The organism is Bradyrhizobium sp. ORS 278 (assembly GCF_000026145.1).
Lineage (GTDB): Bacteria > Pseudomonadota > Alphaproteobacteria > Rhizobiales > Xanthobacteraceae > Bradyrhizobium.
This window is the reverse complement of record NC_009445.1, coordinates 2,087,224-2,099,879: the sequence shown is the minus strand read 5'-3', so window position 1 is coordinate 2,099,879 and position 12,656 is coordinate 2,087,224. Positions and strand designations below refer to the sequence as shown.

At 67.1% G+C, this 12,656-nt stretch carries 11 protein-coding genes; 6 read left to right on the top strand and 5 right to left on the bottom strand.

The features are described 5' to 3' along the window. Window positions 1-3: 3 nt before the first annotated feature. The 3 genes from hemF (at window position 4) to BRADO_RS09260 (ending at window position 3,874) form a co-directional block, all read left to right on the top strand. Entirely contained in the window at window positions 4-891 is an 888-nt protein-coding gene (gene hemF, locus BRADO_RS09270; RefSeq protein WP_011925058.1) for an oxygen-dependent coproporphyrinogen oxidase, read from the top strand. A gap of 32 nt (window positions 892-923) precedes the next feature. Continuing rightward, the gene (locus tag BRADO_RS09265; RefSeq protein WP_011925057.1) at window positions 924-1,649 is read left to right on the top strand and encodes an HAD family hydrolase; all 726 of its coding nucleotides are present in this window, start codon (window positions 924-926) and stop codon (window positions 1,647-1,649) included. A gap of 278 nt (window positions 1,650-1,927) precedes the next feature. After that, a complete protein-coding gene (locus BRADO_RS09260) occupies window positions 1,928-3,874 on the top strand; it encodes a diguanylate cyclase (RefSeq protein WP_011925056.1) in 1,947 nt (648 codons plus the stop codon). A 97-nt stretch (window positions 3,875-3,971) separates the two neighbouring features. Here the strand turns inward: BRADO_RS09260 and BRADO_RS09255 are convergent, their stop codons facing one another. Genes BRADO_RS09255 through BRADO_RS09235 form a run of 5 tightly spaced genes read right to left on the bottom strand, consistent with a single transcriptional unit; the run spans window position 3,972 to window position 7,528 of the window. Continuing rightward, a complete protein-coding gene (locus BRADO_RS09255) occupies window positions 3,972-4,748 on the bottom strand; it encodes a TSUP family transporter (RefSeq protein WP_011925055.1) in 777 nt (258 codons plus the stop codon). Then, complete coding sequence (locus BRADO_RS09250) at window positions 4,745-5,998, bottom strand: CCA tRNA nucleotidyltransferase (RefSeq protein ID WP_011925054.1); 1,254 nt, start codon at window positions 5,996-5,998, stop codon at window positions 4,745-4,747. Before BRADO_RS09250 ends, BRADO_RS09255 begins: the two co-directional genes overlap by 4 nt. Next, window positions 5,995-6,258 (bottom strand): DUF6111 family protein, encoded by a 264-nt coding sequence (locus tag BRADO_RS09245; protein WP_011925053.1) that lies wholly within the window; start codon window positions 6,256-6,258, stop codon window positions 5,995-5,997. Before BRADO_RS09245 ends, BRADO_RS09250 begins: the two co-directional genes overlap by 4 nt. Then, a complete protein-coding gene (locus tag BRADO_RS09240) occupies window positions 6,255-6,917 on the bottom strand; it encodes a CoA pyrophosphatase (RefSeq protein WP_371259352.1) in 663 nt (220 codons plus the stop codon). The genes BRADO_RS09245 and BRADO_RS09240 overlap by 4 nt, the downstream gene beginning before the upstream one ends. Window positions 6,918-6,925: 8 nt before the next feature. After that, the gene (locus BRADO_RS09235) at window positions 6,926-7,528 is read right to left on the bottom strand and encodes a DUF1285 domain-containing protein (protein ID WP_041757392.1); all 603 of its coding nucleotides are present in this window, start codon (window positions 7,526-7,528) and stop codon (window positions 6,926-6,928) included. A 263-nt stretch (window positions 7,529-7,791) separates the two neighbouring features. On the opposite strand from BRADO_RS09235, the gene BRADO_RS09230 reads away from it, so the two are divergent. From BRADO_RS09230 to BRADO_RS09220, 3 genes are read left to right on the top strand one after another with little or no spacing between them, the layout of a single operon-like run. Further along, a complete protein-coding gene (locus BRADO_RS09230; protein WP_011925050.1) occupies window positions 7,792-8,790 on the top strand; it encodes a MoxR family ATPase in 999 nt (332 codons plus the stop codon). Then, window positions 8,790-9,746 (top strand): DUF58 domain-containing protein, encoded by a 957-nt coding sequence (locus tag BRADO_RS09225; RefSeq protein WP_041756278.1) that lies wholly within the window; start codon window positions 8,790-8,792, stop codon window positions 9,744-9,746. Before BRADO_RS09230 ends, BRADO_RS09225 begins: the two co-directional genes overlap by 1 nt. Next, window positions 9,743-12,556, top strand: coding sequence for a DUF4159 domain-containing protein (locus tag BRADO_RS09220; RefSeq protein ID WP_011925048.1), 2,814 nt, complete (start codon window positions 9,743-9,745; stop codon window positions 12,554-12,556). Before BRADO_RS09225 ends, BRADO_RS09220 begins: the two co-directional genes overlap by 4 nt. Window positions 12,557-12,656 lie beyond the last annotated feature (100 nt).

Below are 12,656 nucleotides of genomic sequence, written 5' to 3'. Positions count from 1 at the left end.
GCTATGACCACTGCCGCCATCGAGGATCGCAAGGCTCGCGCCCGTGCCTGGTTCGAGAGCCTGCGCGATCAGATCTGCGCGGCGTTCGAGCGGCTCGAGGAGGAGGCGCCGGCCGACCTGTATCCCCGGGCGTCCGCCCACTTCGTGCGCACGCCGTGGGAGCGCACCGACCATGGCGGCGGCCACGGCGGCGGCGGCGTCATGAGCATGATGCATGGCCGGCTGTTCGAAAAGGTCGGCGTGCACTGCTCGACCGTGCACGGCGAGTTCGCGCCCGAATTCCGCAGCCAGATCCCCGGCGCGTCGGAGGACCCGCGGTTCTGGGCTTCGGGCATCTCGCTGATCGCGCATCTGTGGTCGCCCCACGTGCCGGCGGTGCACATGAACACCCGCTTCGTCGTCACCACCAAGTCCTGGTTCGGCGGCGGCGCCGATCTCACCCCGGTGCTGGACCGACGGCGCAACCAGGAGGACCCGGATACGGTCGCCTTCCATGCCGCGATGAAGGGCGCCTGCGACGCGCATGCGGCTGTGGCGTCCTACGACAAGTACAAGCGCTGGTGCGACGAGTACTTCTACCTGCCGCATCGCAAGGAGCCGCGCGGCATCGGCGGCATCTTTTATGATCATCATGATTCCGGCAACTGGGACGCCGACCTCGCCTTCACCCAGGACGTCGGACGCGCCTTCCTGAAAGTCTATCCCGATCTGGTCCGGCGCAATTTCAGTGCGCCGTGGACGGAGGCCGATCGCGAGGAGCAGCTGATCCGCCGCGGCCGCTACGTCGAATTCAACCTGCTTTATGACCGCGGCACCACATTTGGGCTCAAAACCGGCGGCAATGTCGACAGCATTCTGTCCTCGATGCCCCCCGAGGTGAAATGGCCGTGAAACTCGTTGTCTTGAACCGCGTAGATTGAGTCATGACGGCCGCCCTGCCCCGCGCCATGCTGATCGACATGGATGACACCATCCTGTCGGCCTACGGCCGTCCAGAGATCGCCTGGAACATCGTCGCCACCGAGTTCGCCGACGAGCTCGCGCCGCATACGCCGCAGGACGTCGCCGCCGCGATCCTCGCCTCGGCCCGCAGCTTCTGGTCGGTCGCCGGGGCGGAGTGGCGGATGAAGCTGATCCAGGCGCGGCAGGAGGTGGTGAAGGGCGGCTTCGCGGCGTTGACCCGCGCCGGCCCTGCCCTGCCGGACGAGCTTGCGATCCGCATCGCCGACCACTTCACCCGGTATCGCGACGAGCAGATGTTCGTCTTCCCCGGCGCCCATGAGGCGATCGATGAATTCAAGGCGCGCGGCGTCAAGCTCGCGCTGGTCACCAATGGCGAGGCCGGACAGCAGCGCGCCAAGATCGAGCGCTTCGCGCTGGCGCACCGCTTCGACCACATCCAGATCGAGGGCGAGCACGGCTTCGGCAAGCCCGAGGAGCGCGCCTATTGGCACGCGATGGAGCGGCTCGGCGTCGGCCCGCAGGACACCTGGATGATCGGCGACAATCTGGAATGGGAGATCGAGGCGCCGCAGCGGCTCGGCATCTTCTCGATCTGGATCGACGTCCATGGCGATGGCCTGCCAGAAGGCACCCACGTCAAGCCCGACCGCATCATCCGCTCGCTGACCGAGCTGCTGCCAGGCTGACGCGGCGTCCCATCCGCCCCTGGCGCGGGCGAGTGGCGACCGGCCGCTCACCCATGCGGCGCTCATCGCCGATGATTGTTAGTCCGCGATTCACCGTGCGCAGACACTCCGCCTTAACCAGATTTCGCGCCAGGCTCCCTGTCCGGTGACCTACGGAACCGGCGTAATTGAATCGAAATTGATGGTCATTTCAATCATCGGCGGGCTTGTGGGGGAGTGCGCCGGTCCCTGAGCGCTGCTTCGACCGATGGGCAAGCCGTCAATCGACAGTGGACGTCATGACCCTCCGCCTTTCGCAGAAGTCGCTGAGCGTTTCGATCAAATCGTCACTTCTGACCTCGGTCTTCCTGCTGCTCGTCATCCTCGGCGGCATGTCGATCATGAGCAAGATGCGGCTGTCAGCGTTGCAGGAGACGATCGAGACCGTCGGTCGCGACAGGCTGCCGAAGATCAGGGCGCTCGGAGAGCTCAACGTCGGGGTCGCGCGGATACGCACCGCGGCCGTCCGCATGGCGCTGGCATCCACCACCGACCAACGAGCCGAGGTGGAGACGGTCATCACCCGTCGCGTCGACGATCTGAATCGCAAGATCGAGGCGTTCAGGGACACGATCGAACCGAACTCGCCGATGAAGCTGGTGTTCGATCAGTTCGCCGCCAAATGGGCGCAATACGTCAAGCAGCAGGCCAGGATTCTGGATCCCGAAATCGCCGCGGACCGCGCCACGGCGGCCAATATCGTCAACGTCGAGACGCCCTTGTACTTCCAGGCCGTGGTCGATGCGATCGATGACGGCATCAAGCTCGCCGACCAGGAGGCCGACCACGCCATCGACAACGCGACCGCCGACAGCCACCTGTTCTCGATCGTGCTGTGGAGCGTCAACGCGATCAGCATCCTGATCGGCTTCGCCACGCTGATTTTCGTGATCCGCGACGTGTCGACACCGATCCATCGCATCACCGAGAGCATGGAGCGCATCGCCAAGGGGCATCTTGCCACCGAGATCCCCTATGCCGAGCACGCCAACGAACTCGGAATGATGGCGCGGGCGCTGGCGGTGTTCCGCAAGAGCCTGGTCGAAAACGAACGGCTCAACGCCGCCACGCGCACGCTGTCAGAGCTGAGCGAATGGCTGCAATCGGCCAAGTCCGAGACTGAACTTTACGACATGATCTCCTCGGTGCTCGGGCGCCTGATGCCGGAATGCAAGGGCAGCCTCTACATCTACGCCAATTCGCGCGACGTGCTGGAAGTCGCCGCGCAATGGAACGGCGAGGCGCGCACCACGAGCATGCATCCGGAGGATTGCTGGAGCCTGCGCCGCGGCCACTTCTACGTCCACGGCACCAGCGAAATCGAATTCCATTGCGATCATGTCCACAAGGACATCAACGAGAATTACTGCTGCATTCCGATTCTGGCGCATGGCGATACGGTCGGCCTGCTGCACCTCGAATACACGTTCGACAGCAGCGAGACCGCGGAGGAAGCCAAAGCGCGCTTCGCCGATCGCGTCCGCCTCGGCCTCGCCTGTGCCGAGCATCTGTCGATCGCGATCGCCAACATGAAGCTACGCGAAGGGCTGCGTGACCAGTCTGTTCGCGACGTGCTGACAGGGCTGAACAATCGGCGCTATCTGCTGGAGACCGCGCGGCGTGAACTGCTGCGTGCGGCTCGCCACAAATCGCCGGTCAGCGTGGTGACGCTCGATGTTGATCACTTCAAGACGTTCAACGACAATCACGGTCACGACGCCGGCGACACCGTGCTGCGCCATGTCGGCGAGATCCTGCGAGCGACCTTTGCCGATGACGGCGTGCCCTGCCGCTTCGGCGGCGAGGAATTCGTCGTGCTGCTGCCGGGCGCCACGACCGAGGAAGGCGGGGTCCGCGCCGAGGAGTTGAGGGCGAGAATCGAGTCGATGAAGATCCGCTATGCCGACAGCTATCTGCCGCGGGTCACGATCTCGGCCGGCGTGGCGAGCTATCCCGACGCAGGCGGCAGCTTCATGGACATTCTGCGCGTGGCTGACGATGCGCTGTATCAGGCCAAGCAGAAGGGCCGCAACCGGGTCGAAGTCGCGGCAAGCGGCGAGATGTCGGCCATGATTGTCGAGGAGATGGCGGACAAGGCCGTCGCGACGCTCGAGACGATCGTCCCCCGCGGCGAGAGCAGGCCTGCATCCGATCTCGGCCGGGCGTCGGATCAGAAGGTGGCGTGACGGCGGACGGGCGCCACTGCCGCTTCGACATTCTCGCCGGCCTCAGCGGCGAGCCGCGCGTGCACGCCGGTCGGCGTCAACAGGTGACGCGATCGGATCATACGGCCGGCAGAAGATGCCGCAGCGCCGAGGCGATCATCACGCCGCCGCCGGTGATCACGGCGGCGTCGAGGATCGCGGCGTGGATGTGCACCGGCATGCGCGCGACGAAGGCCTTGGCGAGAAACGCGCCGGGCACGGCAATGGCGCCGATCAGAAGCGCGAAGGCCAGCACCTGCGCGGTGACCACGCCGGCGAGGCCGAACACCGAGATCTTGATCACGCCCGTCACGACCGAGATCATCGCATCGGTGGCGATGACCGCAGCACCTTCGAGCCCCGCCGCCATCAACAGCGACAGCAGGATCACGCCGGAGCCCGAGGTGCCGCCGACCAGCACGCCATAGCCGACCGCGCCGGCGGCGAGCCCGCCATGGCCGATTCTGACGTCGCGGTTGCGCAGGATCCGCCGCAGCGGAACGCTCATGATCAGCATGGTGCCGATGACGAAGGCCGCGCCGGCGTTTGTCAGCCGGGTGTAGCCGTAGGCACCCAGCGCGGTGGTGACCGCGGCGGCGCCGATCACGATGCAGGCGCGGGTGCGGTCGGCATGCTGAATGTAAGCCGCGACGCGGCTGAGATTGGTGAGGATCGCGGAGATCGCGATGATCGGCACCACCGGCTCGGCGCCGACCATCGGCACCAGCACGAGCGGCATCAGCGCGCCGGTGCCGTAGCCGGCGAGACCACCGATGATGGAAGCAAATAAGGCGACGGACGCGACGAGCAGGAGCTGCAGAAGAGAGATGTCGGCAAAGCCGGCCAGAAAAGTCATGAACGTCCGTCGCGGTTGACGCGCGCCGCCGCCTGATCGGCGATCGCGGTCAGCGATGCCTCGTCGAGCGGAAAGTCCGCAGCCAGCCAGGCATCCTCTGCGAGAGTCAGCACATGACCGAGCAGCGGCCCCTCCGCAACCCCGCGCGCGATGAAATCGGCCGCTTTCAGCGGCAATTTCGGCGGGGTGAAGCGCTGCGGCAACAGCGCCAGTTCGCGCCAATGCTGCGCGTCGCGACGACAGCCGCTGCGCGCCCAACCGAGCATCAGGCGATCGCGATAGACCGTCTCGCCGAGGCGATACAGCAGCCGCCGCCCCCGCGCCTCGTCGGCGGACGCGAAGCGCCACCAGCGGTGGCCCATGCCGTCGAGCGCCTTGGTCTCGGCATTGGACAGCTTCAGCCGCGCCCCGAGACGGCGCGCATCCTCCGTGACGGCGACCGCGAGCGCCGCGAGGCGGCGCACGGGGCTCGGCGGCAGCGAAAGCTCGCGCTCGATGTCGATCATTGCCGCAAAGGGGCCGACATAGGCGACGCCGCCGAGGATCGACGTCAGCAGGCCGCCATCGGCCATGGCGGTGACCGCGCCGACTGCGCCCTCGGTCACGAGCAGCTTGAGCATCTCCATGCGCACCCGCTCGGCCGATAGCGTCGCGAGCCCGCCACGTCCGGCGATGCAGGCGAGATAGCCCTCGCGATCGGGCTCGCCATGACCGAACGCCGAGTGAATGCGGAAGAAGCGCAGGATGCGCAAGTAATCCTCAGCGATGCGCTGGGAGGGATCGCCGATGAAGCGCACCCGCCGGGCCTCGATATCTGCGAGCCCGCCGACATGATCGTGCACGACGCCGTCGGCCCCCACCGACAGCGCATTGATGGTGAAGTCGCGGCGGTGCGCGTCGCCGACCCAGTCGCGGCCGAAGGCGACCTTCGCCTTGCGGCCAAATGTCTCGGTGTCCTCGCGCAAGGTGGTGACCTCGAACGGATGACCGTCGAGCACCAGCGTGATGGTGCCGTGGTCGATGCCGGTCGGCACGCTCTTGATCGAGGCGGCCTTGGCGCGGCGGATCACCTCGGGAGGCAGCGCCGTGGTGGCGATGTCGATATCGCCAATCGCAACGCCGAGCAGCGCGTTGCGCACGGCACCGCCGACCACGCGTGCCTCCTCGCCATCGCAATTCAGCAAGGCGAGCACCCGCGCCGCCGGGCCGGACGAGAGCCAGGGCGCGCTCAGCACCCGCGCGCCGGTCATTTCTCGGCTCCCGGAACGAGCCGGCCGTTCTCGATGTGAGCGGGCACATAGGTCGAATGCGGCGGAGCGCCGGACAATTCGGCGACCATGACCAGACTTGCAATCACCAACACCAGCGCCGCCACCGTCAATTTTGCGACCCGATGCAGAGGCCAGTTGGCCGGCACCAGCAACCCCTCCCGGGTCGCGACCAAGAACAGCACATAAACCGCAAAAGGAATGAGGAAGATTCCGATTTCCGTCAACACGGGTCGGATCATGACAGATAGATCCGCTCGTACAACACCCGAAGGATGCCTGCGGTCGCGCCCCAGATGTAGCGCTCGGCGAACGGCATCGCGTAATAGGATCGCTCCATGCCGCGAAATTCCTTGGAATGCAGCTGGTGATTGGCCGGGTCCATCAGGAAGGCGAGCGGCACCTCGAAGGCGTCGTCGACCTCGCCTTTGTTGATCTTGAGCGAAAATCCAGGCCTTACGCGGGCGACCGTCGGCAGGATGCGGAAGCCGAAGGCGGTGCCGTAGACATCGAGATAGCCGATCGGGTCGACGAAGCTGCGGTCGAGGCCGACCTCCTCTTCCGCCTCGCGCAGGGCGGCGTCGAGGGGGGTGGCATCGGTGACGTCGATCTTGCCGCCGGGAAACGCGATCTGCCCGGCATGGCTGGACAAGTTCGGCGAGCGCTGGGTCAGGAGCACCGTCGGCTCGGGATGATCGACCACGGGAATGAGCACGGCAGCCGGCCGGATCGGCTGCTCGCGGGCGATGATCTCCAGCATGCGATCGGTGCCAGAATCGCCGCTGGTCGGAATGACCTCTGGATCGAGCAGCGCGGGCGGCACGTCGAAGCGCAGCCGCTCCCGGCCACGCGCGAAGAATTCGGCCGAACTCACCCGGTCCGTCGCACTCCTCGCCACCATGGGCTCGTTCAAAGCGCCGCCCTCACCTCGTCTGCATTGGCCATGGGGAAGAACGCGCCTGACGACTCCACCCCGAACATGACCTCGCCATCGATCATCCGCTCCTCGCCCATGTCAACAAGCTCATAGTAGAGCGCCCGGGTCACCTTGGCCCAGAGATCGGCCCGGACATGAAGATAGGGCGTGAGGCCACCGCTCTCGCTGCGTTCGAAGCGCAGCCGGTGCTCGGCATCGCAGGCGACCCAATCGTCGACATTGGTGCGAAACTGCAGCCTCACGCCGTGCGCATCGGTCTCCTTCCGCAATTCTACGGCCATGAAGGGCGCATCGTCGACGCGGATGCCGACCTTCTCCACGGGCGTGACGAGGAAATAGCGGTCACCCTCGCGCTTGAGAATGGTGGAGAACAGGCGCACCAGCGCCGGCCGGCCGATTGGCGTGCCCAAGTAGTACCAGCTACCATCACCGGCGATTCGCATGTCTAGATCGCCGCAGAATGGCGGATTCCACAGATGCACCGGCGGCAAGCCGCGGCCTGCGTTGCCGGCCTGTGTTGCGGCCGATGTCAGCCGCTCGAGTCCCTGGTCGGTGCTCTGCCCTTGGTTCGCCATGGTTTGTCCCGAGTTTGCTTGTGCCTTGGCATGATTGGTGCAGGATTTCATCGCGATCGTCTGTGCAAAAGTTCCTGGCGCCGGTGCAGCTGAGGTAAGGTCGCCATAACGTGATGCCGTCAATACCCCGGAATGCCGATAATATGGGGATAGTTTAACTCAACGAATACAGCGCGTTCGCATGGATTGGCAGCCGTATCCTGACAAACTGGAGCGGAACGGCCATCGGCAGGTTGAAGATGCGGGCGAGAAGGAGCGCAGGAATGGCTGAGAATGCCGAGAAGCTCGAGGATGCGATCGTCCGATCTGCCGAACAGGTGTCGGGCGAGATCCGCGCCGCGAAGGAGGCGATCTCCGGCGTTATCTTCGGCCAGGACAAGGTGGTGGAAAACACCCTGGTGACGATCCTGTCCGGCGGTCACGCGCTGCTCATCGGCGTGCCGGGCCTTGCCAAGACCAAGCTGGTCGAAACCCTGGGCGTCACGCTCGGTCTCGACGCCAAGCGCGTCCAATTCACGCCCGACCTGATGCCCTCGGACATTCTCGGCGCCGAGGTGCTCGACGAGAGCACCGTCGGCAAGCGTTCGTTCCGCTTCATCGCCGGCCCTGTGTTCGCGCAGCTCCTGATGGCGGACGAGATCAACCGCGCCAGCCCCCGCACCCAATCCGCGCTGCTGCAAGCCATGCAGGAGCAGCACATCACCGTGGCCGGCGCGCGGCACGATCTGCCCAAGCCGTTCCATGTGCTCGCGACCCAGAATCCGCTGGAGCAGGAGGGAACCTATCCCCTGCCCGAGGCGCAGCTCGACCGCTTCCTGATGGAGATCGACGTCGACTATCCCGACCGCGAGGCCGAGCGCCGCATCCTGTTCGAAACAACTGGCGCCGAAGAGAGCGCCGCGCGCGGCGCCATGACCGCCGATGCGCTGATCGCGGCGCAACGCCTGGTCCGACGGCTCCCGGTCGGCGATTCGGTCGTCGAGGCGATCCTGTCGCTGGTGCGCTCCGCGCGTCCCGGCCCCGAGGCCGGTGACGCCGGCAAGCTCATCGCCTGGGGCCCGGGTCCGCGCGCCAGCCAGTCGCTGATGCTGGCGGTGCGCGCCCGCGCGCTGCTGGACGGCCGTCTGGCGCCGTCGATCGACGACGTGCTCGAGCTCGCCGAACCCGTGCTGAAGCACCGCATGGCGCTGACCTTCCCGGCCCGCGCCGAGGGACGCACCATTCCGGACGTGATCCGGCAGTTGAAGAGCCGGATTGGTTGATGGCCACAGCATCGGGGCACGCCAGCAAGGAGATTCTCGCGATACGGCGTGCCGATGGCGAAAGCCGGACGCTGGCCTCCTCGCTGCCGCGGCTCGTGCTGGAAGCCCGCCAGATCGCGGCCAACGTCATCCACGGCCTGCATGGACGGCGGCGCGCCGGCTCCGGCGAGAGCTTCTGGCAATATCGCCGCTTCGTCTCGGGTGAGCCCTCGCAGCGCGTCGACTGGCGCCGCTCCGCGCGGGATGATCATCTCTACGTCCGCGAGCAGGAATGGGAAGCCGCGCACACAGTCTGGATCTGGCCCGACCGCTCGCCATCGATGGCCTTCGCCTCCAAGGGCGCACGCGACAGCAAGCTCGAACGCGCGCTGATCGTGACCCTCGCACTGGCCGAGCTGCTGGTGGCCGGCGGCGAACGAGTCGGCATTCCCGGCCTCGTCAATCCGACCGCGAGCCGCAACATCATCGATCGCATCGCCCAGGCGATGCTGCACGATGAGACCGTTCGGCCGAGCCTGCCGCCGTCCTTCGTGCCGGCGGCGCTGGCCGAGATCGTGGTTCTGTCGGACTTCTGGTCGCCGATCTCCGAGATCGGCACCGTGCTGGCGGGTCTGTCCGCCTCGGGGGCGCATGGCACGATGGTGCAGGTCGTCGATCCTGCCGAGGAGACGTTCCCCTATTCCGGCCGCGTCGAATTCGTCGAGCCGGAAGGCGGCGAGGTCATCACCGCTGGCCGCGCCGAGAGCTGGGCACAGGATTACGTGGCGCGCGTGGCGCTGCATCGCGACCAGATCCGCGCCGAGACCGGCAAGCTCGACTGGCTGTTCACGACGCATACGACCAGCCGCTCGGCGGCCGAGCTCCTGCTGTTCCTGCACGCCGGCATGACAACAGGCAAGCTCGGCGCACGCGGCAACGTCAAGGTGGGCGCTGGCCCCAGAGGGATCGGCGCATGATGGGTCTGCCGCTATCGTTCGCCGAACCGCTGCTGCTGACCGGCCTCATCAGCCTGCCCGTGCTGTGGTGGCTGCTGAGGGTGATGCCGCCGCGTCCGCGGCGCATCGAATTCCCGCCGACGCGCCTGCTGTTCGACATCACGCCGAAGGAGGAGACGCCGTCGCGCTCGCCGTGGTGGCTGACCCTGCTGCGCCTCGTCGCCGCGGCGCTGGTGATCTTCGCGGCCGCCGGCCCGATCTGGAATCCGCGCACCGAAGCGGCCGGCAGCAAGGCGCCGCTGGTGCTGCTGCTGGACGATAGCTGGAGCGCGGCAGCGAGCTGGGAGACGCGCATCAAGGCGGCCGACGAGATGATCGCGAATGCCGATGCGGATCGCCGCGGCGTCGCGCTCGTGCCGCTCTCCGAGTCCACCCGCGACATCACGCTGATGCCTGCGGGCGCCGCGCGCGTCGCGCTGCGTCAGATCGCACCGAAGCCCTACACCACCGAGCGCGCCGATGCGTTGCCGCAGCTCGACCGCTTTCTGAAGGCGACCGGCGACGCCGAGATCCTGTGGTTCTCCGACGGCGTCGATCCCGGTCGCGGCAGCGAGTTCGTCACCGGCCTTGCCAAGACGATCGGGGACCGCAGCCTGACCGTGTTCGAAGGCGGCACGCCGTCGCCGCTGGCCCTGGCGGGAGCGGAGAACGCGGCGGCGAAGATGACGGTGAAGGTGCTGCGTGCCGATCTGTCAGTCCCTGGCGGCACCGTGCGCGCGCTCGATGCGAAGGGCTCGCCGCTCGGCGAGGCGCCATTCAGCTTCGGCCTTGGCGCCTACGATACCGAGGCCAGCTTCGACCTTCCGGTCGAGCTGCGCAACGACATCACGCGGCTCGAGATTGCGGGCGAGCGCTCCGCCGGCGCCGTGCAATTGCTCGACAAGCGCTGGCGCCGCCGCGCCGTCGGCATCGTCTCCGGCGCCACCAGCGACACCGCGCAGCCGCTGCTCGCGCCGACCTTCTATCTGACCCGCGCGCTGGCGCCGTTCGCCGATCTCCGGCTCGGCGATCGCGGCGCGCCGCAGCAGATCATCACGCAATTCCTCGACCAGAAGGTGCCGATGGTCATCATGGCCGATGTCGGCACGCTGTCGCCGGAGCTGCGCGACCGCCTCAACGGCTGGATCGAGAATGGCGGCGTGCTGGTGCGCTTCGCAGGTCCCAGGCTGGCGCAAGGCGACGACGATCTCGTGCCGGTGAAGCTGCGCCGCGGTGGCCGCACGCTCGGCGGCAGCCTGACCTGGGAGAAGCCGCAGCGACTGGCGGCGTTCTCCGCTGACGGCCCGTTCGCCGGGGTCACCGTTCCGAAGGACGTCACCGTCAGCCGCCAGGTGCTGGCCGAGCCCGACGCCGTGCTCGCGACCAAGAGCTGGGCCTCGCTGGAGGACGGCACGCCGCTCGTCACCGGCGAGCATCGCGGCAAGGGCATCCTCGCGCTGTTTCATGTCAGCGCCGACACGCGCTGGTCGGACCTGCCGATGTCCGGCGCGATGGTCGAGATGCTCCGCCGCATCGTCGACATGTCCGGCTACACGACGACGCCGGGCGCCGGACCGGCGGGCGAGACCGCCAAGGTGACGCTGGCGCCGCTGCACATCCTCGACGGCTTCGGCGCCTTCGGTCCGCCATCGTCCGCGGCCAAGCCGCTGCCCACCGATTTCAACGACAGGGCTTCCCTGGATCATCCACCCGGCTTCTACGGCCCTGCCGAGGGACCCACCGCAGTGAACACGCTCAGCCCTGCCGATCGCATTCTGCAGCTCGACACCTCCGCGCTGCGCGCCAAACGCGCCAGCTACACCACGGCGGAGCCGCGCGATCTTCGTGGGATCCTGCTGTCGACAGCGCTGCTGCTGTTCCTGATCGATGCGATCATCGTGGCGTTGCTCGGCGGTGTGCTCGCTTCGCTGATCCGAAGGCGGCGCGCGGCGCCGGCGGCCATCGCGATGGTCCTTCTCGTCACCGGCGCCCTTCTCGCGGTGGCCATCCCCGCCACCGCGCGCGCCGATGCCGCCAGTGACGAATTCGCCATGCGCGCGGTGTCGCAGACGCGGCTCGCTTATGTCGTGACCGGCAATGCCGACGTCGACTCCATCGTCAAGGCGGGCCTGACCGGACTCACTCTGTTCCTGGCCCAGCGAACCGCGCTGGAGGCCGGTGATCCCGTCGGCGTAGATCCCGCGCGCGACGAGCTAGCCTTCTTCCCGCTGATCTACTGGCCGATCGTGCCGGGCGCGCCGCGACCGCCGCAGGACGCGCTCAACAAGATCGATGCCTACATGAAGCAGGGTGGCACGGTGCTGTTCGACACCCGCGACGCGATCGAGGCCCCGCCGGGCGCCAACGGCGCCCAGCAGACGCCGGGCATGCAGTCGCTGCGCGATATCCTGTCCTCTCTCGACGTGCCGGAGCTCGAGCCGGTGCCGCGCGAGCACGTGCTGACCAAGACCTTCTATCTGTTGCGCGACTTTCCCGGCCGCTTCACCTCGGGACAGACCTGGGTCGAGACCCTGCCGAAGGACGACGATGAGGATAGTGCCTCGCGCCCGGCCCGCGGCGGCGACGGCGTCTCGCCCATTATCATCACCTCGAACGATCTCGCCGGCGCCTGGGCGCTCCGCGCCGACAGCCAATACATGTTGCCCGTCGAGCAGCGCCAACGCGAGTTCGCCTTCCGCGCCGGCGTCAACATCGTGATGTACACGCTCACCGGCAACTACAAGGCCGACCAGGTGCACGCGCCGGCGCTGATCGAACGGCTCGGGCAGTGAAATTAGCTGTGCGCGCAGGCCGCGCCAAGACCACAGCCGTCATGCCCGGGCTTGACCCGGGCATCCACGTCCATCCTTTGACGCGGCTCGACGTGGATGG